Source organism: Marinobacter sp. KM021, from assembly GCF_050707965.1.
Taxonomy (GTDB): domain Bacteria; phylum Pseudomonadota; class Gammaproteobacteria; order Pseudomonadales; family Oleiphilaceae; genus Marinobacter; species Marinobacter shengliensis.
This window is the reverse complement of the sequence record NZ_CP136129.1, coordinates 2,278,160-2,303,230: the sequence shown is the minus strand read 5'-3', so window position 1 is coordinate 2,303,230 and position 25,071 is coordinate 2,278,160. Positions and strand designations below refer to the sequence as shown.

The window sequence follows — 25,071 nt, the reverse complement described above, 5'->3', positions numbered from 1 at the left end:
TCCTGGTTGTGGCGAAATGCCACATGTGGCACAAATGCTGTGACACTTCTACATAGGAATCGCTCATGGCTTCCCTTGGCCGCCGAATTGGTGACCTGTTTCGTTCGCTGCAGTTGACGCTGGTTCTGAGCATCGTGGTTCCGCTGCTGATGTTCAGTGGTATTGCGATATATATCGGCTTGGGCGCGGTCGAAAAAGCATTGAATGAACGCCTTCGCGAAGACCTTGAGCTGGTTGCCAGGGCGGTCAGCGGCCCCCTGTCCAATGCCCTTGTGGAGAAAGACGAACTGGTGCTTGGGGAATCCCTCAAATCCATCTTCCAGATTGGCCGCATTTCCGGGGCGTCCGTGTTTGATGAAGAAGGTAACCGGGTGGCGAGCCTTGGGGTGGCGGATTCTGACGTCACCAACAGCGTGAGTGCCGAGCGGGTCATCGCCAGTGGCGAGCTGGGCGGTGCTTTCCGGCGGGTTGATGGCGAATCGGTGTTTTCGCAGTTCACGCCACTGGTCGGCGAAGACGGCCGCATTCAGGGGCTGCTACAGGTGACCAGGCAGCGCAGTGACTTCCACGACCTGGTGGCCTCCAGCCGCTGGTGGGCGGTGGGGATCTGGTCTGTGCTGGCTATGACCATCATCCTGGTGGTGGTGCTGGGGCATTACCGTACTGTGGGGCGCCACGTGAATGGATTGATGGAGAACATGGATAAACTGGCGCCTGGCCGTTGGCTTCTGGCGACCCCTGCGGCCGGCCCTAGGGAGTTGCGACAGATTCATCGGGGTATTCGGGATATGGGCCGGCGCATGGGCGATGCCGAGGCCGAGATCGAAGACCGGATTGCCCGGGAAAGAGCGCTGGCCGAACAACTGGAGTACCAGGAGAAGGTGGCCATGATCGGCCGCGTCGCCGGCGGGGTTGCCCATGAGTTGGGGGCGCCGCTGAATGTGATTCAGGGCCGTGCCCGGATACTCGCCAGGGCGGGGCTGCCGGACGATCAACAGCGGCACCTTAAGGATATTGAGCACCAGGTGCAGCGGATGACCACCATCATTCAGCAATTACTGGACTGTTTCCGGCACGTGCCAGACTCCAGGCGACCACTGGACCTGTCTGATGTTCTGCGAGACGTTCTGGCCCGCGCATCCGAAGACGAACGGTGCGGTCGTTGTCAGCTTGAGACCCAAGGCATTGATCAATCCATGCCCACCCGGGCTGAGCCGCTACGGGTTGGCCTCGCCTGCCTGAATGTTATCCGTAATGGCTGCCAGTCTGCCCGCAGCCGGCTAAGGGTAACGGCCCATCAGTCCGATGATTGCTGGGAAATCCGGATAGAGGATGACGGGCCGGGTATTGCGCCTGAGGATAGGGACAAGATCTTCGAGCCCTTCTACAGTACCCGCCCTGCTGGCGAGGGCACCGGCCTGGGGCTGGCCGTTGTGAACAGCGTCATAAAGGAACATGGAGGTCGTGTGGGTGTGGAGGAGAGTAGCCTGGGCGGGTGTCGAATGAGTCTGTATTTTCCCAGGGAGACCGGCGTATGAGTGATTCGGTAGCAACCATATTACTGGTTGAGGATGACCAGAGCCTGGGCCAGTTGCTGGCCGAAGAGCTGGAGATGGACGGTTACACCATGCTCCGGGCCGGGACCGTTGATGAGGCCCGGCAGCAGCTGCGGGAACAACGGCCAAGCCTGATCGTCTCGGACCTGCGACTGCCGGATGGCGACGGCCTGCAGGTGCTGTCGTTTCAGCAGGCAGAGCATCCGGGCATTCCCTTTATCGTGATTACCGCCTTTGGCACGGTCGATCAGGCGGTGGATGCACTGAAAGCCGGTGCCGATGATTTTCTGACCAAGCCACTTTCGACGGACCACCTGAGGCTCAAGATAAAGCGGCTGTTGGCCCAGGCGGACATCAACCGGCAGTTGGCGGAGATTCAGGCCAGTCAGAACGGTGGAAATAACCTGGGCCTGGTGGGCGACAGTCCGGCCATGGCGCGCTTGCGCACCGAAATCCGGCAGGTGGCCCGTAGCCAGGCAGCGGTTCTGATCAACGGTGAAAGCGGGACCGGCAAGGAGCTGGTGGCCCGGGCAGTGCACCAGCAGAGTGATCGGGCCGGGCAGGCCTTTCTGGCCGTTAACTGTGCGGGCATTCCGCCGGACCTGATGGAAAGTGAATTCTTTGGCCATGAAGCCGGCGCCTTTACCGGCGCCAGACAGGGGCGCAAGGGGCTGTTTGCGGAAGCCAGTGGTGGCACCTTGTTGCTGGACGAGATTGGTGAGATGCCCCTGGCTCTGCAGGCCAAGCTGCTACGGGTGCTTCAGGAAGGCTCCATCAAGCCGGTCGGCTCTGATCATGAGGAAACCGTGGATGTGCGGATTCTCGCCGCCACCCACGTTGATCTTATGAAGGCGGTGGAGCAGGGGGAGTTCCGGGAGGATCTGTACTATCGCCTGGAAACCCTGTCTCTCGGTATTCCGCCACTTCGGGAACGGGGTGAGGATGTTGAATTGCTGGCCATGCATTTCCTCAAGGAAGCCTGCCGCCGCCACAACCGGGGGTTTATCAAACTCAGTGATGTGACCCTTCGAGTGCTTCGGGACTATCCGTTCCCTGGTAACGTTCGGGAGTTGTCCAGTGCCGTTGAGCGGGCGGTTACCTTCTGCGAGGGCGATACCATTCAACCGGAGCATTTGCCGGAGCGCATCCGAAAGCGTCAGGGGGCCTCTCCCCAGCCTTTGGCGGCACCGGGTTCGGTCAATCTGTCAGAGTGGCCAACGCTGGAGGCCTTACAGCAGGACTATGTGCGCCGGGTGATGGCGGCGGTGGATGGCAATAAACGCCGGGCGGCACAGATTCTCGGTATCAACCGCCGCACACTCTACCGTTGGCTGGAGACGGAAACAGGGTCGGCCAATGACTAATCAGAAACAGGCCATGCTCTATGGTCTGGCGACAGTGCTGCTTTGGTCAACTGTGGCAACCGCCTTCAAACTGGCCCTGGCCGAGCTGGCTCCGGTGCAGATGTTGCTGGTGGCTTGCGCCGCTTCAGTATTGGTCATGGGTGGAATCCTGATGGCCCAGGGCCGTTGGCATCTGGTATTTGAACTTTCCCGGCGGCAGTACCTGCAGTCTGTTGGGATGGGTCTGATCAACCCGTGCCTGTACTATTTCTTCCTGTTCGGCGCCTTTGACCGCCTGCCCGCCCAGGAGGCGCAGCCGCTCAACTACACCTGGGCGCTGGTGCTTGCCTATCTCTCGGTACCCTTTCTGGGCCAGAAACTGCGCCGCATCGACATCCTTGCTGGTCTGGTTTGCTATGCCGGCGTGGTGGTGATTGCTACCCGGGGTGCGGTCACCAGTCTCAGCTTTTCAGACCCGCTGGGCGTCGCCTTCGCGTTGGGCAGTACCCTGGTGTGGGCCAGCTACTGGATTATTGCCACTCGCGACACCCGTGATCCGGTGGTTGGCCTGTTCCTGAATTTCCTGTTTGGCTTGCCGTTCATAACCCTGGCGTGCTGGTACACGGTGGGGCTCGACTTGCCACTGGGCGGGTCCCTGACAGCGGCGGTCTATGTTGGGGTATTCGAGATGGGAATTGCCTTCGTGCTCTGGTCCCAGGCTATGAAAAAGGCTGAGAACACGGCGAAGGTCAGCAACCTGATCTTCATCTCACCGTTTCTGTCGTTAGTGTTTATCTACTTCATCCTCGGCGAAATCATTTTGCCGTCTACCTACGTCGGGCTGACGCTGATCATGGCCGGGTTGTGGTTACAGCAGCAGAAGGTTCGGGTCAGGCAGCGGGGGCTCGACCATGGATGACGGCTGGTACCTTTATCTGGTTCGCACCAGAACCGGCAGCCTGTATACCGGCATTACCACAGACGTGGAACGCCGCTTCTCAGAGCATCAGGCCGGGGCCCCGAAAGGGGCCCGCAGCCTGCGGGGCAAAGGGCCTTTGACTCTGGCATTCCAGGCATCGGTCGGCAACCGTAGCCGGGCCTCGCAACTGGAATGGCAGGTCAAACGCTGGTCCAAAGCCCGTAAGGAAGCGCTTATCAGAGGTGCTCTCAGCTTGCCAGATGGGTCCTGACATGGTCGGCGGCAACCTGCACGGCCTCAGTGGCGCGGTCCAGTTGGCCGCAATGGACCTGAAACACGTGCCACAGGTTATTGTAGATCTCCAGATGGGCTGCTACGCCATCTCGCTTGGCGACATCTGCCAGCCGGGTAGCATCGTTCAGCAGGATTTCCTCGCTGCCAACCTGGATCAGTAACGGTGGCAAGTGATCCAGCTGGCCATACACCGGCGATATCAGTGGCGTGGTCAGCGGTGTGTCACCGGCGTACATTCGGGCGGCATTGGCGGTCCAGCTTTCCTGCAACACCGGCTCGCGCTCCGGCTGATAGAGCGCGCCCTGGCTGAGATCGACCCAAGGCGAGAAACACGTGATCGAGGAGGGCAGCGGGTGTTTGTGGTCACGCAATTTCATCGCCAGAGCGATGGATAATCCGCCGCCGGCCGAATCACCGGCCAAGGCAAGGCTATTGGCCGACAGCCCCTGGCTGATCAGCGCCAGGTAAACGGATTCGGCATCATCCAGCGCTGCCGGGAACGGATGTTCCGGAGCCAGGCGGTAATCGGGGGTAATCACTTCGCACCCGGACAGTTTGGCCAGATGCCCGGTGATACCCCGATGGGTGCTGGCAGAGCCAATGATGTAGCCGCCGCCGTGGAGGTAGAGGATCGTTCCGGATGGCGTTGCTGTTGCCGTGGTTCGCACCACGGGAACATCGCCCAGGTCGTCCCGGACAAACCGGGCGCTGCGTGGCGGTACGGACGACCGGTAGGCCTGGCGAATCAGCTGGCGTTGCAGTTTCAGGGGTACAGCATTCGAGAGCATCGGGCGGACCAAGCGCTGCATTGTCTGGCGCAGCCCGGCTTCAAGAAGCGGCTGGAACATCTGTGTTCTCCCTCGTGAATGCGTTAGGATGTCGAACAATTCTCGATTCATGACAGGCGTTTAACTCTACGTGTACTGGAAAACAGATACCATAGAAATTCCGAACTGGGACAGACATTCTTTGCTGGATCGTCTGGAACCCTTTGATCCGGCCATCAACCGTGAACTCAGTGTCGAGATGGAGGCCTACTGCCGTTTTTATGGCCTGGACTTATGGGTAGAGCACCCGGAGGTTACTTACCATCAGGGTTACATCAAGGCTGAACGGCATGAGGTGATGGTTCATTACTTCCGGCTGCCGGAGTCGTCTGCCCCCAAAGGCACGGTGTTCATTCTTCATGGTTACTTTGATCATGTGGGGCTGTACACGCAGCTGATTGACCGCTGCCTTGGGGCCGGTTTTGATGTCTTGGCCTACGATCAGCCCGGGCACGGGTTGTCCAGCGGTACGCCGGCAGCCATAGGTAGCTTTCTGGAATACCAGGCGGTGTTGTCGGAGGTGATGGCCCATGTGCGGGATAAAATCCGCGGCCCCTGGTTTGCGGTAGGACAGAGTACGGGTGGGGCGATTCTGATCGACTACCTGTTATCGAATCACCATAACCGGGAAACCTCGGATTTCCGCAGGGTGGTGTTGCTGGCGCCACTGGTTCGTCCCATGGGGTGGTTGGGCGCCAAGATTCTGCACAGTCTGGTCAAGCCGTTCCTGACCCGCTGGCGGAGGGTGTTCGGAGCCAACAGTGGCAACACCCGCTTTCTGGATTTTTTGCGGGAGCATGATCCCCTCCAGGCCAGGGCCGTGCATGTGGATTGGGTGACGGCCCTGCGTAAATGGGTGCCACATATAGAATCGGCGCGGCCGGTGGACTTTCCGGTAACGGTGGTCCAGGGGGAAAAGGATCTGACCGTGGACTGGCAGCACAATTTGCGGATCATCCGGAATAAATTTGCCTCGGTTAGGGAACAAAGAATCCCGGATGGGCGTCATCATCTGGTAAACGAAGCGCAGGATTTGCAGGCGACGGTGTTTAACACCATTATTGATACGTTCACGGAATAACACATTGGTTTGTGCCACGCGGTGGCCGCCAATCAGGAACTGAAACAGGAGATAACAGTGAAAAAGACCATTCTTGCCTTTGCAGTGGCAACCGTTGGCCTCAGTGGCTGTATGACTTACGACCCGTACACTGGTGAAGAGAAGACCTCCAGTGCTACCAAGGGCAGCATCATTGGTGCTATCGGTGGTGCGGCGGTGGGTGCTGCTACCTCCAGCCGCAGCGACCGTGGCAAGGGTGCCCTGATCGGCGCCGCCGGTGGTGCTGCTATTGGTGGCGGTATTGGCTACTACATGGATCGCCAGGAAGCCGAACTGCGCCATAGACTGGAAGGTACCGGTGTTCGCGTAGTGCGTAACGGTGACCAGATTGAACTGGTTATGCCGGGCAACATCACCTTTGATACCAACCAGTCCACCATCCGCCCGGGTTTCAACGACACCCTTGGGTCTGTGGCACTGGTGCTCAAAGAGTTCGACAAGACCATCATCCAGATCGAAGGCCACACCGACAGCACGGGTGCCGAGAACTACAACCAGCTGCTGTCTGAGCGCCGTGCGTCATCCGTTCGTGACTTCCTGCTGAATCAGGGTATTGAGCCGGGCCGGACTCGCGCTGTGGGCTATGGTCAGCGTTACCCGATTGCTTCCAACGACACAGCTTCTGGCCGTGAGCAGAATCGTCGGGTTGAGCTGACCCTGGTGCCGATGCAGTAACGTCTGGCAGCAGGTTGGTAATCACCGAATGAAAAAGCCCCGGCTGTTAAGGCCGGGGCTTTTTGTATCCGCTCTCAGTAATCGTGGCATCAGTTAGTGTTGCTGGGCAGCCACTCATCAATGCGTTTTTTGAGTTCATCCAGCTGGTTCTCGCCAGACTCTTTCAGCTCGCCCAGCTTGGTTCGGGCCGTCTCAATCTGGTCTTCCATGGCCTGGATGCGTTCTGAGAAATCTCTCTGAATCTTGGCCTCAGCTTCTTCGTCCTTTGCTTTGGCTATTTTCTCATTGGCCTCGGCTCTCAGGCTTTCGATCTGTTTGCTCCAGTGTTCAGTCTGGGTTTCCAGTTTTCGCTGCAAAGAATCCTTCAGTGACATAGCTAACTCTCCTGTCAGGCCGGGCAGTTGCCCCGGCCATTTCAATGAGTGGTACCTATCAGCATGGCCTCGGGCGCCGGAAACTCAAGGGCGTCAGGATTAAGTTTTGTTGAAGTCACCTGAATTCAGGGTATTGTGGCCCGAAATGTCATAAAAAAACCGGAGCCAGGCTCCGGTTTTTTTAGCGCAAGTGCTGGGCTCAGAACAGTACCCTGCAACGGATAGTGCCCTTCACCTGGCGCAGCTTCTCCAGTGCCAGTTCACCGTAGGCCTTGTCGACGTCAATAACCACATAACCGATGTCTTCCTTGGTTTGCAGGTACTGGCCACACACGTTGATGCCGTTTTCGGAGAATACCTGGTTGATCTCGGACATCACGCCCGGCACGTTCTCGTGGATGTGCAGCAGGCGGTGCTGGTTCGGGTGCGACGGCAGGGCAACTTCCGGGAAGTTCACAGAGGATACGGAGGTGCCGTTGTCGCTGTACATGGCCAGCTTCTCGGCCACTTCGCGACCGATGTTTTCCTGGGCCTCGATGGTAGAACCACCCACGTGAGGGGTCAGGATGCAGTTGTCGAACTCGCGCAGCGGAGAGATGAACTCTTCGTCGTTGGACTTCGGCTCAACGGGGAATACGTCTACCGCAGCACCCAGCAGCTTGCCGGAGCGGAGGGCGTCGGCCAGGGCGTCAATGTCGACCACGGTGCCCCGGGATGCGTTCATCAGGATGGAGCCAGGCTTCATCTGGGCGAACTGCTCGGCCTTGAACATGTACTTGGTGGCCGGCGTTTCCGGTACGTGCAGGGAAACCACGTCTGCGATGTTCAGCAGTTCCTGCAGGGTGCCTACCTGGGTGGCATTACCAATCGACAGCTTGGAGACCACATCGTAGAAGTACACATCCATGCCCAAGCCTTCGGCCAGAACACTGAACTGGGTACCGATATTGCCGTAGCCGATGATGCCAAGCTTCTTGCCACGGATTTCGTAGCTGTTCTTGGCGGATTTCAGCCATTCGCCCCGATGCGCCTTGGCGCTCTTCTCAGGCACGCCGCGCAGCAGCAGGATGGCCTGGGCCAATACCAGCTCGGCGACGGAGCGAGTGTTGGAAAACGGTGCGTTGAATACCGCAACACCACGGCGGGTGGCGGCTTGCAGGTCGACCTGGTTGGTGCCAATACAGAAACAGCCCACGGCCACCAGCTTTTTGGCGGCGTCAAATACCTTCTCGGTCAACTGGGTGCGGGAGCGAATACCGACGAAGTGCGCATCGGCAATCTTCTCGATCAGCTCTTCCTCGCCCAGGGAATGGGACAGGTACTCAATGTTGGTGTAACCCGCAGCGTTCAGGGTATCAATGGCGGATTGATGCACGCCTTCCAGCAGCAGGATCCGGATTTTGCTCTTTTCGAGAGACGTATTTGACATGGGCTTGCTTCCGAACCTTTCGTCACGTGAAATGACCGCGGCCGGGGATCGTCAACCCGGCTCACAGAACAGGGGCGGTATGATACCATAAAAGGAACTTTTCACAGCGCGCCGGTTTGCCTGAATCAATTCCTTGCGAATCGCCGAACCACAGGCCCGGCCCAAACCTGACGAGACTGACGCATCCATGAATTCCGAACAGATCATTGCTTCCCTGAACGAGCTGGTGGCCGCCGGTGACGCACCGGGAAAAGTGCTGACGGACCCGGCCGACCTGGACACCTACGGCAAGGACTGGACCAAGATCTATCCCCCCAAACCATTAGCAATTGTTCTGCCCAAGACCACTGAGCAGGTGCAGGCGCTGGTGAAGTTTGCCAATGATAACCAGATAGCGCTGGTGCCCTCAGGCGGACGCACGGGTTTGAGTGCCGGTGCGGTGGCGGCGAACGGTGAGGTGGTCGTCGCGTTCGACAACATGAACCAGATTCTGGATTTCAACGCCAGCGACCGCATTGTGCGTTGCCAGGCTGGGGTGGTCACTGAACAGTTGCAGAATTTTGCCGAAGAAAACGGCCTGTACTACCCGGTGGATTTTGCCTCAGCGGGTTCCAGCCAGCTCGGCGGCAACCTGTCCACCAATGCCGGTGGCATCAAGGTGATCCGCTACGGCATGAGCCGCGACTGGGTGGCCGGCCTCAAAGTGGTCACCGGAAAGGGCGATATCCTGGACCTGAACAAGGACCTGGAAAAGAACAACACCGGCTACGACCTGCGCCATCTGTTTATCGGTGCCGAGGGTACCCTGGGCTTTATTACCGAAGCCACCATGAAGCTCACCCGCCAGCCAGACAACCTGACGGTGCTGGTGCTGGGGCTGGGCGACCTGACCAACACCATGGATGTGCTGCAGAAGTTCCAGAGCAAGCTGGACCTGACCGCCTACGAGTTCTTCTCCCATCAGGCCATGGGCCACGTTCTGGCTCACGGCCAGGTGCAGGCTCCATTTGAAACAGAAGCACCTTACTACGCGCTGCTGGAGTTCGAGGCAGTCTCTGACCAGGTGATGGACGATGCCATGGCGCTGTTCGAGCACTGCGTAGAGGAAGGCTGGGTACTGGATGGCGTGATCAGCCAGAGCGAAACCCAGGCCCAGAACCTGTGGCAGCTGCGGGAGCGGATTTCCGAGTCGATTGCCCCGCGTACCCCCTACAAGAATGACATTTCCGTGGTGGTGTCAAAAGTGCCGGGTTTCCTGCAGGAAATCGAAAGCGTGGTTACCGATCACTACCCGGACTTCGAGATCATCTGGTTCGGTCATATTGGTGACGGCAATCTGCATCTGAACATACTCAAGCCTGAAGGTATGGCTAACGAGGATTTCTTCGAGAAATGCCAGCAGGTGAACAAGTGGGTGTTTGAGATCGTCGAACGCTATCAGGGCAGCGTTTCCGCCGAACATGGCGTGGGCATGACCAAGAAGCCATACTTGCAGTACACCCGCAGCGAAGCCGAAATTGCCTATCTGCGCGGCATCAAGCAGGTGTTCGACCCCAATGGCATCATGAACCCGGGCAAGATTTTCGATTGATCCCGGTTCGTTGAAAGCGAGGTTTTGGGCGAGTGCAGGAACACATTGTCGTGCTCACCGGCGCTGGCATCAGCGCTGAAAGCGGTCTCTCCACCTTCCGCGACAGCGGAGGCCTGTGGGAGCAACACAGCGTCTACGATGTGGCCACGCCGGAGGCCTTTGCCCGCAATCAGGAGCTGGTGCTGCGGTTCTATAATGAACGCCGGCACCAGCTGGAATCGGTACAGCCCAATCCTGCTCACCGCCTGTTGGCCGAGCTGGAAAGCCGCTACCGAGTCACGGTGGTTACCCAGAACGTGGATGACCTGCACGAGCGGGGCGGCTCTACCAACGTGCTACACCTGCACGGCGAACTCACCAAGGCCCGCAGCTCTGGTTTTCCTGATCTGATCTACGACATCGGCTACAAGGAAATCCACCCCGGCGATGTATGCGAACGAGGCACCCAGCTGCGGCCGCATATTGTCTGGTTCGGTGAGGAAGTGCCGATGCTGGATGCGGCCGCTGAGGTGGTTCGTACTGCTGACCGTCTGCTTATTGTCGGGACATCCCTACAGGTCTACCCGGCTGCCGGACTGGTTTACGAGGTCGACATCGATGTGCCCATCACCGTGATTGATCCCGGCGAGCCGGCCTCGGTTTCCAGGGCAAGGGTCATTCGTAAAGGTGCGAGTGATGGCTTGAGTGAGTGGGTCACGATGTTGGGCTAGCACCCATGTTGGGAGTGCTGCTATGGGGAAGGCTTTCCAAAACTGTGCGGAGCCATGGATGGCGGAGCCCAAGCGTCACAGGGATGTGCCGAAGGAGCGTGTTTTGGAAAGCCTTCCCCATAGCAGCGCTGCGCTCGATAGTTGGCCCTCCCCGACAGGGCTCTGGCCTCAACTTCGGAGGTATTTCTCCAGTTCATTTCTAAATGCGGCCTGCACACCCAGCCGTTTCAACATCCAGTAATGCCCCGCAATCATCCGGTCTATAAAGATGCTCTCCACGGGCGGCTTGAAGTAATCCAGGTATTTGAACACGGTGCTGGTTTTTGCCGCTACGTGCTTGTGGATGTCGGCCTCGGCAAAGTCGTAAGGCTCATCATTCAGGAACGGAATGATCAGGATGTCCCGCCACATGGCGTAGTAGGCTTCGTCTACTGCTGGTTGGTTATCCACGCGGGCACCCAGGTCGATCAGGTATTGATCCAGTGCTTGGTAGTCTTCATCCAGAGCTGCAATCAGTGCTTTTCGGTACGCCTCCACAATCTCCGGCTTCAGTTTTTTCACACAGCCAAAGTCGTACATGATGATGGTGCCATCCGGCCGGTAGGCAAAGTTGCCCGCGTGTGGGTCGCCGTGGATGCACTGGAAGCGGAACAGCTGGTCGGCCATGATGGTGAAGATGCGGTGGCCGATGTCGTTGAGGGTTTCCTGGCTGTAGCGTTCCGGGGTCACCTGGCTGACATGGTCGCCTTCAACCAGCTCCAGGGTCAGTACCCGCCGGGTAGAGTGGCTGTCGACCACCTCCGGAATAACGACCCAGGGCTGGTCTTTGTGGAATTCGTGAAAGAGCTTGAGATTGCGGGCTTCGTTTTCGTAGTCCAGTTCTTCTTTCAGGCGCAGGCGGATTTCGCCGAACAGTTGGTCTACGGTCTCCTTGGGCATTTTAAGCAGGCCGCCCAGCTTCAGGGCCAGGCGTAGCTGTTTCAGGTCGGAGTCACAGGATTCGTCAACGCCTGGGTACTGCACCTTGACGATCACATCGGTGCCGTCGTGCAGGCGGGCGCGATGGACTTGGCCAATGGAGGCGGACGCGTAAGGGGTTTCCTGCAGGTACTCGAACAGTTCACCCACCGGTTTGCCCAGCTCGCTCTCCATCTGCGCAAGAATGACATCGAAAGGCATGGGTGGGGCTTCTTTCTGGAGCTTTTCCAGAGCCTGGGAAAACTCTTTGGGCAGGAAGTCCTGGGTCTGGGACGCAATTTGCCCCACCTTCATCACTGCACCCTTGAGTTCACCCAAGGTGTCGGCAATCTCGCCGGCCATACGGGTGTAACTTTCGCTACGAGCGCCTTCGTCGTCGACCGTGCGGAACATGCGCCGGGCCCTTTGGCCTGCGTACTGGCCCGCCACGGAGGCGGTCATGCCCGCGAGTTTGAAGAAGCGTCCTGTACGGGACGTAACTGGTTTCTTCGCCATGGTCCTGTCTGTTTCCCCTGAAACGCGTGGTTCGCCTGAATATGCGTTCAGGCGGGCAAATCAGACCACTGTTGTCTCCACAAACAGCACATCTTCCAGTTCCAGCGACAGGGTCTGGCCGGAGACCAGTGGCCCGACGCCTTTGGGAGTTCCGGTCAGCACCACGTCCCCGGGCTGCAGGGTGAACTGGCTGCTCATGTGGGCGATCAGCGGCACAATGGGGTTCAGCATATCACGGGTGTCGCCGGTCTGTTGGCGTTGTCCGTTTATGTCCAGAGTGAAACGGATGTTGCCTTTGGGAAGCTTGTCGGCAGCCACAAACGGGGAGAGCGGGCAGGCGCCGTCAAAGGCCTTGGCCCGCTCCCAGGGCTGGCCTTTCTCCTTGAGCTTGCTTTGTACATCCCGCAGCGTCAGGTCCAGCGCCAGGCCGTAGCCCAGAATAGCACCCTCGGCTTCGCTGGCAGAGGCGTTGGTGAGCGGCCGGCCGATGAGCACGGCCAGCTCAGTTTCAAAGTGGACTTCGCCCTGGTTGCGGGGGAAGTCCAGAGGGCGGGTGATGTGCACCGCTGCCGTTGAGGGTTTGATAAACAGCAGCGGCTCGTCGGGCACAGGGTTGTTCAGTTCACGCGCGTGCTCAGCGTAGTTGCGACCAATGCACACGATTTTGCCCAGGGGCAGATGAACCGGTGTGCCATCTTTCCAGTGATGTTGATAATCGGGCATGGTCGCCTCCTTTAACGGTGGTTATTCTCCCTCGAACGAACACACAGTATAAACCTGCAGGCCGTCTTCCTGCAGCTTGCGCGAACCGCCCAGGTCCGGCAGGTCGATCATGGCGGCGACTTCCACGATCTCCGCGCCAATACGGCGAATCAGTCGGGTAGCGGCCAGCATGGTGCCGCCGGTGGCGATCAGGTCGTCTACCAGTACCACTTTATCGCCGCGCTTGAAGGCGTCCTTGTGCAGCTCCACCGACGCCGTGCCGTATTCCAGCTCGTAGTCTTCCACCAGGGTATCAAAGGGAAGTTTACCCTTCTTACGTACCAGCACCAGTGAGGCGTTGAGCTCGTAGGCCAGGGCCGAGCCGATGATAAAGCCGCGGGCATCCACCGCCGCCACGGCGTCGATATGCTGGCCATGGTAGCGGTGAACAAAGGCGTCAATCAGCTTGCGAAATGCGGTTTTGTCTTGCAGAACCGTGGTGATATCCCGGAAGGAAACACCGGGTTTGGGCCAGTCCGGCACGGTGCGGATGGCTTTCTTTATACTCTCGGAAAAATAATCCATAACTCACCTGTGCGGACCTGGCTTACGCCAGATCCAGGAACATGAATTTCAGAACGAAGACAACGGCGATGGTGGTGACACTCCAGTTCAGGTCAGACCATTTGCCGGCCAGGGCCTTGACTGCCACGTAGGTGATAAAGCCGAGGGCAATACCATGGGCGATGGAAAACGTCAGCGGCATCATCAAGGCGGTGACGATGGCCGGTGCGATGTCGGTGATGTCGTCCCAGTCCACCAGTTTCAGACCACTGGCCATCAGACAGGCAACGTAAAGCAACGCCGGGGCCGTTGCGTAAGGCGGGATCACGCTGGCAATGGGTGAGAATAGCAGACAGGCCAGGAACAGCAGGGCGACCACGACGGCAGTCAGGCCGGTGCGGCCACCCGCCGCGATACCGGCGGTGGATTCCACATAACTGGTGGTGGTGGAGGTGCCCAGGGCAGAGCCCGCCATGGTTGCTACCGAATCCGACATCAGGGCCCGGCCCAGGCGCGGCAGCTTGCCGTCTTTATCCAGCAGGCCGCCTTTTTGGGCAGCGCCCACCAGGGTGCCGGAAGTATCGAACAGATCAACAAACAGAAAGGCAAACACCACGCTGATCATGCCAACGTTAAGGGCGCCGGCCAGGTCCAGTTGCATGAAAGTGGGGGCGATGCTTGGTGGCGCAGACACAAGCCCCTGGTATTCCACCATGCCCAGCATCATCGCAATCACGGTAATGGCGATAATGCCAATCATCACAGAACCGGTGATCTGACGGAAAGACAGCGCACAGATCAGCACAAAACCACCGAAGAAAAGCAGTGCCTCTGGCACCATGACGTCACCCAGGCTGACCAGCGTGGCGGGGTGATCCACTACAATGCCGGCGTTTTTCAGGGCAATCAGGGCCAGGAAGAAGCCAATGCCGGCAGAAATACCAAACCGCAAAGACATGGGAATGGAATTGATGATCCACTCCCGCACCTTGAAGATGCTCAGCAGGAAGAACAGAAAACCGGAGAGAAATACCGCGCCCAGGGCCACCTGCCAGGTATAGCCCATGCTGCCTACCACTGTGAACGAGAAGAACGCGTTCAGGCCCATGCCCGGGGCTAGTGCGATCGGGTAGTTGGCCCACAAGCCCATAATCAGGGTGCCGATCACTGCCGCCAGGCAGGTCGCAACAAACACCGCACCGAAATCCATGCCGGTGGAGGACAGTAGGCTGGGGTTGACCACGATGATGTACGCCATGGTCAGGAAGGTGGTAATGCCCGCTACCACTTCTTTACGAACATTGGTGCCGTGGGCCTGGAGTTGGAACAGTCGTTCAAGCATGACGGGGGTCTGCCTCTCGGGATGCCTGGGTTGGGGTTTGAAACTCTGTTTACGTGCGGAAATCGTGAACTGGGTGAAAAAACGGCAATCTTACCGGCTCACGGGTCTCAGGCCAAGGCCAGGGAATGATTGACCGTTCAGCCCGTGCTGTGATCTCGCTGTAGCCGGATATCGAAACGGACGGCCAGCATGCGTACGGTTACTATGAACAACAGGCCGATGGTCAGGGCGATAGACTCGCTTTCCAGGAACCACTGGCACACAAAGTACAGCCAGCATCCGGCGAATGCGATGGAGGCGTAGATCTGATCCTTACGAAAGATGAAGGGCACTTCGTTGCACAGAGTGTCGCGCAGTGCGCCGCCGAAGCAGCCCGTCATTACGCCGAGCATGGACGCGATAAACCAGGAGTGGCCCAGGTCCAGCGCCAACTGGGCGCCGAGAATCGAGAAAATGCCGAGGCCAATGGCATCCGGGAAAACAATACGGGATTCCTTGAGGCTGTGCGCCCGGCTCCAGTAACTGAATACAATCGCCATGGCCAGAATCAGGATAGGCTGCTCCTGGTGCTTGATCCAGTACAGCGGGTGGTTATCCATGATCAGATCCCGCAACGTGCCGCCACCCAGCGCAGTAATAAAACCGATGGCAAAAATGCCCACGGGGTCCATGTTCTTCGAACGAGCGACAATCATGCCGGAAATGGCAAATGCCACAACCCCAATCATTTCAAGTGTATAGATGATGTCGAACATGGCCGGCTCTGGGGCAGAAAGTGTACGTAAGCAAGGGTGATCAAACGGGAGTGCGAAGGATAGCCGAAAACGGGCTTGGATTCACCTGACGGCACCCCACCTGTGCCGAGAAATGATGAAGAACGGAGACAGGATACAGAATTACCTCAAGAGTGATCTGCCAGCCCCTGACATGGCGTATGTTCAACGACCCCTGTTCTCATTGATCCGGAGTACACCATAAATGCCGCTGATTCGCCTTGCCTACGCCAGTGAAGCAACCTTTGAAGCCAAACCTCTGGAGAAAGGGGTTGAGCCCCACGTTGCCCGTATTCTGCTTGTGTCTCGTCGGAACAACGGAAAAGTAGGGCTTGTAGGCGGGCTGTATTACGGTGACAACCGCTTTTTCCAATATCTGGAGGGTGAAGAGGAGGCCGTTCGGGACACTTACCAGAGAATTCTTCAGGACCCAAGGCATCGTAATGTCCGGACGTTGATCGAGGAGCCGGTGGCCGAGCGGTCGTTCACAAACTGGTCGATGAAGTACGTGCCGGCCTCTGCAGATGTTCAGGCATTTCTTCAGAAGCACCACTTGCCAGAGTTCAATCCATCCGCTTTTGACAGCACCCAGTGTGAAGAAATGATCGACCTGATCCGCCGCTCCAGTCAGGACCAGAAGCTGGTCAACTACGACGAGCCGGTCCGCAGTACGTCACCCGCCCCACAAACGCTGTCACCAGGCCTTAAAGCCGGGCTGGTTGTTGCTGCGGTGGGCCTGGTCGTGGCGCTGGCGGTCAGCGCGACTATGTTGTAGGGCTGAATCAGCGTGGTTTATACGAAACGATAAGCGATCTTGATTTGCTTCATGATGCAACTGCGTTTAGCTTGGTGCGATTCAATAAAAAAGCTGAACAAGACGCCGCTTGAGCCCGAACACTGCAGTTACGCTGATCGGCCCCAAGGTATCAGGAGAGATCATGAAAGCCATTCTGTGCAAAGAATACGGACCTGCCGAAAACCTGGTTATTGAAGACATCCCAAGCCCGGAGGCCAAGGGCCGGGGCGTGAAAATCCGGGTGAAGGCCGCGGGCCTCAACTTCCCGGATACCCTGATCATAGAGGGCAAATACCAACTGCAGCCACCCATGCCATTCTCACCGGGCGGCGAGCTGGCGGGTGAAGTGCTCGAAGTGGGCGAGAAAGTCACCCGCTTCAAGCCAGGTGACCGGGTAGCGGCCCTCACAGGCTGGGGTGCGTTTGCTGAAGAAGTGGTTGCCCCCGAATCCAACCTGTTGCCCCTTCCAGACGGCATGCCTTACGAACAGGCGGCCGGTTTCATGATGGTGTATGGCACCTCCTATTATGCGCTGAAACAGCGGGCTAACATTCAGCCTGGCGAGACCTTGCTGGTGCTTGGCGCCAGCGGTGGTGTTGGTCTGGCGACCGTTGAACTAGGCAAGGCCATGGGCGCAAAGGTAATCGCGGCGGCCAGCACAGCCGAAAAGCTGGAGGTGGCCAAGGCCGCCGGCGCTGATGAGCTGATCAACTACTCTGAAGAATCCCTGAAAGAAGCGGTGAAGAAACTCACCAAAGGCAAGGGCGTGGACGTGATCTACGACCCGGTCGGCGGCGACTTCACCGAACAGGCCCTGCGTTCTATGGCCTGGAACGGCCGCCACTTGATCATCGGCTTTGCCGCAGGCGATATTCCAAAGGTACCGGCAAACCTGACGTTGCTGAAGGGCTGTTCGGTGGTCGGGGTGTTCTGGGGCAGCTTCACCCAGCGGGAGCCGGAGGCCAGTGCGAAGAACATGATGGAGCTGTTGCAGCTGTACAGCGAGGGCAAAATCGACCCGAAGGTCAGCGAAATTTTCGAGTTCGACCAGTACGCCGAGGCTCTGGGAGCCCTAACTGGTCGCCGTGCTACTGGCAAGATCGTTCTTCGGGTTGGTTCCTGAACTTTGGTCTGAGCTGGGTTCCTAGCTTTCTGGTTCAGGTGTGCGCCGGGTTGGGGACGTCTTCCAAAAAAACGCTACGAGCACATCCATGTGCGCTTCGTTCGGGCCATCCCTGGCCCTCAAGATTTTTTGGAAGACGTCCCCAACCCGGCGTTCGAGCATCGAGGAATAGTCATCCGAATAATGACGCTGGTGAGTCCTGTTTTTGCCGACTATTGTCCCGAAATTCGAGGGTGAGAGTGGGGACTCCCTCCCAAAAATCTCGGAGGCCATGGATGGCCGGAGCGAAGCGCACACGGATGTGCTCGTAGCGTTTTTTGGGAGGGAGTCCCCACTCTCACCACCCCCGAAACCCGGCAGGCTAGGGCCGAACTAGACCCCACCACAAAAAGTCAGAACCGAACTCCACCAGCATCGATATCGGCCACCAACTCCGACGTAAGCCGCGTATAACCGGATGATCCCGGAAGCCAGGCATAAACCTCCTCATGGGGACGGTCCAATGAATAGCCAAGCTTCTGAATATCCACCTTCCGGTACTTGAACGTGCCCGTCTTCTCGATGGCGTGGGTTACCCGCACGAAAACCGGTATCGCATACGGCGGCAAATTGTCCTGGAGATAGGCGAACAGCTTGTCCGCATCAAAAGACGCCTCCGGATTCTGCGGCACCAGCGTCACCATGCCGGCTTTGCCATTGGTGTTCGGAATCTCCACGCCGTAGACAATCGCCTCCTGAACCATGCCGGAGCCGTCGATGATGTTTTCCACTTCGGTGGTGGAAACGTTCTCCCCTTTCCAGCGGAAGGTATCGCCCATGCGGTCGACAAACTGCAGGTGTCGGCAGCCGATTTCCTTCAGCACATCGCCGGTGTTGAACCAGGCATCGCCTTTTTTGAAGGCATCGCGAAGGATCGATTTTTCCGTGGCGTCTTTCTGTGTATAGCCCTCGAACGCCCACTTCTTGTTGATCTCGCCGATCAACAAACCCGGCTGGCCTTTTTTTACTTCTTCCAGGCGACCTTTGCTATTTCGGATCGGGTCGCGGGTGCCCTCGTGGTACTTCACCAGCTTGTAAGGGGCTGTGGAGAAGCCCACGGTGTTGTCCATGTTGAAGAAGTTGCTGAAGCCGATGTTGCCCTCAGACGAGGCGTAAAGCTCCGCCACTTTGTCGATGCCGAAACGCTCCTTGAACTCGGTCCAGATCGACGGGCGCAGGCCGTTGCCGATCATCTTGGTCAGGCCGTGGTTGCGGTCCTGTGCGCTGGGGGGCTGATTCAGCAGGTAGCGGCAGAGTTCGCCGACGTAGCCGAAGGTGGTGGCGTTGTATTTCCGGACGTCGTCCCAGAACGCGCTGGCGGAGAACTTTCGGCGCAGGGCGATGGCGGAGCCGCCGGCCAGTACCGAGCCCCAGCACACCAGCAGCGCGGTGCCGTGATACAGGGGCAGGGTGCAGTAGAGAACGTCTTCCGGTTCCATGGCGAGGGACAGCATGCCAAAGCCGCCATAGGCCCGGATAAACTTGCGGTGTGAGCCAGGGGCGGCCTTGGGCAAGCCAGTGGTGCCGGAGGTGTACAGATAAACAGCCGTATCGCCCATAGTAACGTTGTTGGAGAGCATGGGACGGGTGGAAGACCGCTGGCTGACTTCGAGCGCCATGTTGGTGTAGCCCTGTGGTGCTTCACCAAACGTATTCAGGGTATTGGCATCGGCCAGGTACTGCAGGGGCTTGGTGTGGCGTAGCTGGATGTAGTCACGCACGCCCTCGGCGTGGTCAACCAGTTCAGCGCCCACCACCAGCATACGGGGCTGGATAAGGTTGATGCTGTGGGCCAGGACCTTGCCCTTCTGTGACGTATTCAGCATGGCGCAGGCCACGCCGACTTTGGCGGCGCCAACCACGGTGGCCAGCAGTTCCGGGCGGTTATCCAGCAGCACGGCAATGGCGTCGCCCTTCACCAGCCCCTGGTCCTTCAGGTAATGGGCAACCCGGTTGCTCCATGCGTCGAGCTCTGACCAGGTAATGGTGCGGTCATCAAACAGAATGGCCGGGCGTTGGGGGTATTTGTCGGCGTTGCGTTCAACCAGCCGGCCCAGCGTCAGGTCTTTGTTGTCGTCCTTCAGCCGGTAGTAATAAAGCCCCTTGGCCACATAGGGGAATTTTTTCAGGACCGTTGGCAGGCTGCGTAGGATGTCGCGCGCGGTTACGATGTCTTGGCTCATGTTGCTTCCGTTTCAGTCGTCATTGTCTTTATAGGTTTTGAACCGCGGAGCAACACAAAGAGCCCCGCGGCTAATCCAGGAACAGATCCGGCAGTAGCGGTTTGTCGCCCTGTGTGTACCGGTAGTGTTCAAAATCCTCTATGCCATCCTGACGAAGCACCTCTTCATCAATCAGCGCCTGCCCCGTCAGTTCATCTGCGGTGCGGGAGAGAATGCTGATGGCCGCATCCGCCATGATCTCCGGTTTGCGGCCCTGGGCCATGAGTTGCGGCCCGCCCACTTCGTACTCGATGGCCGCCGTGGCGATCAGCGTTTTCGGCCACAGGCAGTTCACGGCGATGTCGTAGCGTCGGAACTCCTCCGCCATACCCATACTGAGCATGGTCATCCCATATTTTGTGGTGGTGTAGGGCCCGTATTGGGCAAACCACCGGGTGTTCAGGTTCAGTGGCGGCGACAGGCTCAGGATGTGGCCACCGGATTCCTTCAGCCAGGGCAGGGCAGCCTGGCTGCAAGTGAACACCGCCCGGGCATTGACCTGGTGCATCAGGTCGTAGCGGCTTACCTTCAGGTTTTCGACACCAGTCAGGCGGATGGCGCCCGCGTTGTTGACCAGTGCGTCGATGCCGCCGAAATGATTGGCGGCTTCTTCCATTCGTTGCCTTACCTGGCGTTCATCCCGCACGTCCAGCACCAGCGGCAGCGCCTGGCCGCCGGCGTTGCGGATTTCCTCCGCCACGGTGTGGATGGTGCCCGGTAGTTTCGCATGCGGTGTATCAGTCTTGGCGCCAATCACCACATTGGCGCCTTCCCGGGCGCAGGCCAGGGCGATGGCGCGGCCGATGCCCCGGCTGCCGCCGGTGATGAACACGGTGCGTTGATGGAGTCGGCTCATGCGTCGGCCTCCTCATTAGCTTCTACCTGAACCAGCAGTTGGCCCCGTTTAACCTGATCACCCTGCCGGGCGAGCAATTGGCCGATGGTGCCGCTGCGATCGGCTTTCACCGGGTGCTCCATTTTCATGGCTTCCAGGATGACCAGAGTCTGGCCCTGTTCAACCTGATCCCCTTCGGCCACCAACACATCAATGATGCCGCCGTCCATGCTGGCCTGTACCTTGCCACTGCCGGCGCCTTGGGCACCCTGTGCCGGCTGGTGGGTGATGTCCCGAACTGACCAGGAGCGCCCGAATGCCTGCAAATATAGGGAATCTCCGCTCCGGTAGTATTGGCACCGCTGACGAACCCCGTTGTCGATAATGCATAGCAGGCCAGGTTCATGGCTTTGCAGCTGCAGCTCGTAATGTTCTTCGCCGTGGGATACTTGCAGTGTGTGGCCGCTGTGGCGGACCAGCAGTTCCAGGCTGTCATCCTGAGTTTCCAGCTTCATGGGCATGACCGTAGCCGGGGCGTTGCTCCAGCCCTCCTGACCTGTGCCGCTTAAGCTGAGAACGCAGGCGCTCAGGGCCAGTTCACGGATGGTGAGCGGCTGGGGCGCCAGGGATGGATCATCCTTGAACGCCTGTTGCAGGAACGCGGTGGTGGCTTCACCGGCACCGAAGGTGTCGTCAGCAATAATGCGACTGAGGAAGTGCCGGTTGGTGGTCACACCAAATACGGCGGTATCTTCCAGGGCCCGGATCAGCCGGCGGCGAGCTTCGTCCCGGTTCTGGCCCCAGGCAATGACTTTCGCCAGCATGGGGTCGTAGTGGGGGCTGACCACATCGCCGGAGCGCACGCCGGTGTCGTAGCGCAATCCTTTCCCTTCTGCCGGGGTAAATTGATGCAGGGTGCCGGTTTGTGGAGTAAAGCCGTTGGCCGGGTCTTCGGCGTACAGGCGCACCTCGATGGCATGGCCGTTGAGTTCAATCTCGTCCTGCGCTAGCGGCAGCGGGCGGCCTTCGGCGACCATCAGCTGCCAGGCGACCAGGTCCTGACCAGTGATCAGTTCGGTGACCGGGTGTTCCACCTGCAGGCGGGTGTTCATTTCCAAGAAGTAGAAGTTGCGGTCTTTGTCGACCAGGAATTCCACGGTGCCGGCGCCTTCGTAACCGCAGGCCAGGGCGGCTTTGACGGCCGCTTCGCCCATGGCTTTGCGCAACTCAGGGGTAACAAAGGGTGAGGGCGCTTCTTCAACCACTTTCTGGTGCCGGCGCTGCACGGAGCAGTCCCGTTCGCCCAGGTACACGGCGTTGCCGTGGCGATCGGCAAAGACCTGGATTTCCACGTGGCGGGGTTCGATGACGGCTTTTTCGATAATCAGCTCGTCGTCGCCGAAGGCTTGCTTGGCTTCTGAGCGGGCCCGTTTGATGTTGTCGGCCAGCTCGTTTTCGCTTTCCACCAGGCGCATGCCCCGGCCACCGCCGCCTGCGGAAGCTTTGAGCATGAGGGGGTAGCCAATGTCTTTGGCAGCGGTGATGAGCTCGTCGTCGCTGGCCCCGTTACCTTTGCCAGGGCCTTCATATCCAGGAACCACCGGTACGCCGGCTTCCTGCATGGCGATTTTTGAGCGGCGTTTGCTGCCCATTAGTTCGATGGCGTTTTCGGGCGGGCCTACGAAGGTTAGGCCGGCCTGTTTGATGGCTTTGGCGAAGCTGGCGTTTTCCGATAGGAAGCCGTAGCCGGGGTGGATGCAGTCGGCGCCGGTTTTGGCGGCGGCATCGAGGATGGCGTCGGCGTTCAGGTAGGAGGCGGCAACCTGTGCCGGGCCTATGCAGACGGCTTCGTCGGCTTGTTCAACGTGCAGGGCGTTGGCGTCGGCTTCGGAGTAGACGGCAACGGTTCGGTAGCCCAACGCCTTGGCTGTCTGGATGACCCGGACGGCGATTTCGCCACGGTTAGCGATGAGTAGTTTTTTTAGCATTGTCGAAATCTCTTGTATTGGTGCTCGTCCGCGTCGGTGGTGTGAGGGGCTCTCCAGAAAAACGCTACGAGCACATCCATGTGCGCTTCGCTCCGGCCATCCATGGCCTCCGAGATTTTCTGGAGAGCCCCTCACACCACCAACGCTCCCGCTAACTCAGACGCAAGCCTTCATGTTTCATGGCCCACGCCGCCCTAATTAAGTGGACCGACTAGTTATTTGCCCACTTTGGCTCACGCTTTTGCATGAACGCCATGGTGCCTTCCATGCCCTCTGGTCCCCGGATAGCGGCCGCAAATTTTTCAGCGGCATCGTCCAGAAGACCGGCCATGGCTTCATGGCCGACCCGGTGCAGCAGGGCTTTGGTCTCTGCCGTGGCATTCGGGGCGCACAGGCGAACGCGTTCCAATGCCTGGTTCAGCATGTCGTTCAGTTGTTCTTCGGATTCTGCAACCTGGTGAACGATGCCGAGAGTGCAGGCTTCCGCTGCGTCGATTCTTAAACCAAGAAGAGCCAGTCTCCGAGCCTGGGTCAGGCCGATTCGTTCAACGACGAACGGGGCGATCTGGGCCGGGATGACGCCGAGGGTGGTTTCCGGCATGCCGAATTTGGCTGTCGGGCCGGCGATGGCGAGGTCGGAGACGCAGGCCAGGCCGAAGCCGCCGCCCATGACGGCGCCTTCGGTGATGGCGATGACGACTTTGGCGGATTCGTTGACCTGCTGGATCATCTGGCCGAAGGCGCGGTTGAGTTTGTAGAACGGGTCGTCGCGGCCTTCGCCGGCTTTCTGGCCCCGGGCGCCGGCCATGTCTTTGATATCGCCGCCGGCGCAGAAGTGTCCACCGGCGCCGCGGATGACGACGGCGCGGATGCTGTCGTCATGTTCGACTTCGCTGAACACGGTGGACAGTTCCGCGACCATGTGGAGGCTCATGGCGTTGCGGACGTCGGGTCTGTTAATCGTAATGAGCAGCGTCGGGCCCTGTTTTTCAAGTATCAGGGTTTCACACTGTGGTAATTGCTGTTCCATAAAAGGACTCCACGTAAAATGTTCGGGGCTGTGAGGCGGGGATCCCTTTTCGGGACCGTTGAGGGCCACGGACGGCCCGAAACGAGCCCACATGGACGTGCTTGTAGGCGTGTCCCGAAAAGGGATCCCCGCCTCATGGCCCTCCGCCAAGCCCTACCTGACCATGAGGCCTGACTCCAAACTCAGTCGCGTTTCTTGCCAGGCAAGGTGCCCATCAGCTTGCAGATGATGCCCAGCATGATTTCGTCAGCGCCGCCGCCGATGGAGACCAGCCGCACATCTCGGTAAGCCCGTGACAGGGGGTTGTCCCACATGTAGCCGTTGCCACCCCAGAACTGCAGGCAAGCGTCCGTCACTTCGCGGCCTAAACGACCCGCTTTCAGCTTGGCCATGGACGCCAGCTTGGTGACATCCTTGCCTTCAACGTGCAGCTCACAGGCCTGGTACGTCAGCGCTCGCAGGGCTTCGATTTCGGTCTGCAACTCCGCCAGGCGGAAGTGGATGTACTGGTTATCGATCAGCGGCTGACCAAACGTCTTGCGCTCGCGGCAGTACTCGATGGTCTGGGTAACGCAGTTTTCCAGAGCCTTGATGACATTGGCCGCGCCCCACAAACGCTCCTCCTGGAACTGAAGCATCTGCATCATAAAACCCGTGCCCTCGGCACCGATGCGATTGCGCTGGGGAACCCGCACGTCGTCGAAGAACACCTGCGCCGTTTCAGACGAACGCATACCCAGCTTATTCAGGTGTGGGCTGAAGCTGATGCCCGGGGTGTTCATGGGCACGATCATCAGGGTCTTGTTCTTGTGGGGTTTGTCGTCGCTGGTGTTGGCCAGCAGACACATGAAGTCCGCCTTCGGCGAGTTGGTGATCCACATCTTGGAGCCGTTGATGACGTAGTCATCGCCGTCTTTCTTCGCCGTGGTCTTCAGGCCGGCCACGTCGGAACCTGCGCCCACTTCACTCACACCGATACAGCCCACCATATCGCCGGCGATGGCCGGAGCCAGGAAGTCCCGTTTGAGTTCGTCGGAGCCGAAGCGCGCGATGGCGGGGGTACACATGTCGGTCTGCACGCCCACGGCCAGCGGTACACCGCCACATTTGGCCATGCCCAGTTCCTCGGCCGCGACCAGGTTGTAGCTGTAGTCCAGACCCATGCCGCCGTATTCCTCCGGCTTCTGGATGCCCAGCAGGCCCAGGTTTCCGAGCTTTTTGAACAGGTCGTGAATCGGAAACTCGCCGGCTTCTTCCCATTCGTCGCAGTGTGGGTTGATTTCCTTTTCCACGAAATCGCGGACGGTTTTTCTGAGGGCTTCGTGTTCGGCTGTGAATTTCATTGT

Annotated in this window: 23 protein-coding genes; 10 read left to right on the top strand and 13 right to left on the bottom strand. The window is 58.8% G+C overall.

Going from position 1 to position 25,071, the window contains the following annotated elements:
- Positions 1 to 65: 65 nt before the first annotated feature.
- The 4 genes from RVM24_RS10775 to RVM24_RS10760 are packed head-to-tail and all read left to right on the top strand — an operon-like array spanning position 66 to position 4,089.
- Entirely contained in the window at positions 66 to 1,538 is a 1,473-nt protein-coding gene (locus RVM24_RS10775; protein ID WP_374812352.1) for an ATP-binding protein, read from the top strand.
- Positions 1,535 to 2,920, top strand: a complete 1,386-nt coding sequence (locus RVM24_RS10770; RefSeq protein ID WP_374812350.1) for a sigma-54-dependent transcriptional regulator — start codon at positions 1,535 to 1,537, stop codon at positions 2,918 to 2,920. Before RVM24_RS10775 ends, RVM24_RS10770 begins: the two co-directional genes overlap by 4 nt.
- Entirely contained in the window at positions 2,913 to 3,818 is a 906-nt protein-coding gene (locus RVM24_RS10765; RefSeq protein ID WP_374812348.1) for a DMT family transporter, read from the top strand. The genes RVM24_RS10770 and RVM24_RS10765 overlap by 8 nt, the downstream gene beginning before the upstream one ends.
- Entirely contained in the window at positions 3,811 to 4,089 is a 279-nt protein-coding gene (locus RVM24_RS10760; RefSeq protein WP_374812346.1) for a GIY-YIG nuclease family protein, read from the top strand. The genes RVM24_RS10765 and RVM24_RS10760 overlap by 8 nt, the downstream gene beginning before the upstream one ends.
- On the opposite strand, the gene RVM24_RS10755 is transcribed toward RVM24_RS10760, so the two are convergent.
- Positions 4,067 to 4,960 carry an alpha/beta hydrolase gene (locus tag RVM24_RS10755; RefSeq protein ID WP_374812344.1) on the bottom strand — a complete coding sequence of 298 codons (894 nt, stop codon included), beginning with the start codon at positions 4,958 to 4,960 and terminating at the stop codon, positions 4,067 to 4,069. The two genes, RVM24_RS10760 and RVM24_RS10755, sit on opposite strands and share 23 nt — an antisense overlap.
- 70 nt (positions 4,961 to 5,030) lie before the next feature.
- Between RVM24_RS10755 and RVM24_RS10750 the strand changes: the two genes are divergently transcribed.
- A complete protein-coding gene (locus RVM24_RS10750; RefSeq protein ID WP_374812342.1) occupies positions 5,031 to 6,020 on the top strand; it encodes an alpha/beta hydrolase in 990 nt (329 codons plus the stop codon).
- Positions 6,021 to 6,077: 57 nt separating this feature from the next.
- The gene (locus RVM24_RS10745; RefSeq protein ID WP_374786872.1) at positions 6,078 to 6,734 is read left to right on the top strand and encodes an OmpA family protein; all 657 of its coding nucleotides are present in this window, start codon (positions 6,078 to 6,080) and stop codon (positions 6,732 to 6,734) included.
- 89 nt (positions 6,735 to 6,823) lie between these two features.
- On the opposite strand, the gene RVM24_RS10740 is transcribed toward RVM24_RS10745, so the two are convergent.
- Positions 6,824 to 7,108: a hypothetical protein gene (locus RVM24_RS10740; RefSeq protein ID WP_061331621.1), complete on the bottom strand. Its 285-nt coding sequence runs from the start codon at positions 7,106 to 7,108 to the stop codon at positions 6,824 to 6,826.
- 199 nt (positions 7,109 to 7,307) lie between these two features.
- Positions 7,308 to 8,537, bottom strand: coding sequence for a phosphoglycerate dehydrogenase (gene serA, locus RVM24_RS10735; RefSeq protein ID WP_061331620.1), 1,230 nt, complete (start codon positions 8,535 to 8,537; stop codon positions 7,308 to 7,310).
- Positions 8,538 to 8,724: 187 nt separating this feature from the next.
- On the opposite strand from serA, the gene RVM24_RS10730 reads away from it, so the two are divergent.
- Both RVM24_RS10730 and RVM24_RS10725 read left to right on the top strand, forming a co-directional pair.
- Positions 8,725 to 10,128, top strand: coding sequence for an FAD-binding oxidoreductase (locus tag RVM24_RS10730; RefSeq protein WP_374812340.1), 1,404 nt, complete (start codon positions 8,725 to 8,727; stop codon positions 10,126 to 10,128).
- A gap of 32 nt (positions 10,129 to 10,160) precedes the next feature.
- The gene (locus RVM24_RS10725; RefSeq protein WP_374812339.1) at positions 10,161 to 10,838 is read left to right on the top strand and encodes an SIR2 family NAD-dependent protein deacylase; all 678 of its coding nucleotides are present in this window, start codon (positions 10,161 to 10,163) and stop codon (positions 10,836 to 10,838) included.
- Positions 10,839 to 11,006: 168 nt separating this feature from the next.
- Here the strand turns inward: RVM24_RS10725 and RVM24_RS10720 are convergent, their stop codons facing one another.
- The 5 genes from RVM24_RS10720 to RVM24_RS10700 all read right to left on the bottom strand — a co-directional run bounded on the left by RVM24_RS10720 (position 11,007) and on the right by RVM24_RS10700 (position 15,674).
- Positions 11,007 to 12,311, bottom strand: coding sequence for an ABC1 kinase family protein (locus RVM24_RS10720; RefSeq protein ID WP_374812337.1), 1,305 nt, complete (start codon positions 12,309 to 12,311; stop codon positions 11,007 to 11,009).
- A 60-nt stretch (positions 12,312 to 12,371) separates the two neighbouring features.
- Complete coding sequence (locus RVM24_RS10715; RefSeq protein ID WP_072676648.1) at positions 12,372 to 13,034, bottom strand: fumarylacetoacetate hydrolase family protein; 663 nt, start codon at positions 13,032 to 13,034, stop codon at positions 12,372 to 12,374.
- Between the two features lie 21 nt (positions 13,035 to 13,055).
- Positions 13,056 to 13,598: an adenine phosphoribosyltransferase gene (locus RVM24_RS10710; RefSeq protein WP_374812335.1), complete on the bottom strand. Its 543-nt coding sequence runs from the start codon at positions 13,596 to 13,598 to the stop codon at positions 13,056 to 13,058.
- 22 nt (positions 13,599 to 13,620) lie between these two features.
- Positions 13,621 to 14,919 (bottom strand): NCS2 family permease, encoded by a 1,299-nt coding sequence (locus tag RVM24_RS10705; protein WP_061331616.1) that lies wholly within the window; start codon positions 14,917 to 14,919, stop codon positions 13,621 to 13,623.
- 137 nt (positions 14,920 to 15,056) lie between these two features.
- Entirely contained in the window at positions 15,057 to 15,674 is a 618-nt protein-coding gene (locus tag RVM24_RS10700; protein WP_058092112.1) for a trimeric intracellular cation channel family protein, read from the bottom strand.
- A 223-nt stretch (positions 15,675 to 15,897) separates the two neighbouring features.
- Here RVM24_RS10700 and RVM24_RS10695 point away from each other — a divergent pair, with 223 nt between their 5' ends.
- The gene (locus RVM24_RS10695; protein WP_061331614.1) at positions 15,898 to 16,467 is read left to right on the top strand and encodes a BLUF domain-containing protein; all 570 of its coding nucleotides are present in this window, start codon (positions 15,898 to 15,900) and stop codon (positions 16,465 to 16,467) included.
- A 163-nt stretch (positions 16,468 to 16,630) separates the two neighbouring features.
- On the top strand, positions 16,631 to 17,611 hold the full coding sequence (locus tag RVM24_RS10690) for an NADPH:quinone oxidoreductase family protein (RefSeq protein WP_374812332.1): 981 nt from the start codon (positions 16,631 to 16,633) through the stop codon (positions 17,609 to 17,611).
- Positions 17,612 to 18,003: 392 nt separating this feature from the next.
- Here RVM24_RS10690 and RVM24_RS10685 read toward each other — a convergent pair whose 3' ends face one another.
- The 5 genes from RVM24_RS10685 to atuD form a co-directional block, all read right to left on the bottom strand.
- Positions 18,004 to 19,833, bottom strand: a complete 1,830-nt coding sequence (locus tag RVM24_RS10685; protein ID WP_374812330.1) for a long-chain-acyl-CoA synthetase — start codon at positions 19,831 to 19,833, stop codon at positions 18,004 to 18,006.
- Positions 19,834 to 19,903: 70 nt separating this feature from the next.
- Entirely contained in the window at positions 19,904 to 20,728 is an 825-nt protein-coding gene (locus RVM24_RS10680; protein ID WP_374812328.1) for an SDR family oxidoreductase, read from the bottom strand.
- Positions 20,725 to 22,695, bottom strand: coding sequence for an acetyl/propionyl/methylcrotonyl-CoA carboxylase subunit alpha (locus RVM24_RS10675; RefSeq protein ID WP_374812327.1), 1,971 nt, complete (start codon positions 22,693 to 22,695; stop codon positions 20,725 to 20,727). Before RVM24_RS10675 ends, RVM24_RS10680 begins: the two co-directional genes overlap by 4 nt.
- A 211-nt stretch (positions 22,696 to 22,906) precedes the next feature.
- On the bottom strand, positions 22,907 to 23,725 hold the full coding sequence (locus tag RVM24_RS10670; protein WP_106694969.1) for an enoyl-CoA hydratase-related protein: 819 nt from the start codon (positions 23,723 to 23,725) through the stop codon (positions 22,907 to 22,909).
- Between the two features lie 182 nt (positions 23,726 to 23,907).
- Positions 23,908 to 25,068, bottom strand: a complete 1,161-nt coding sequence (atuD, locus tag RVM24_RS10665; RefSeq protein WP_072676656.1) for a citronellyl-CoA dehydrogenase — start codon at positions 25,066 to 25,068, stop codon at positions 23,908 to 23,910.
- Between the last annotated feature and the right edge of the window lie 3 nt (positions 25,069 to 25,071).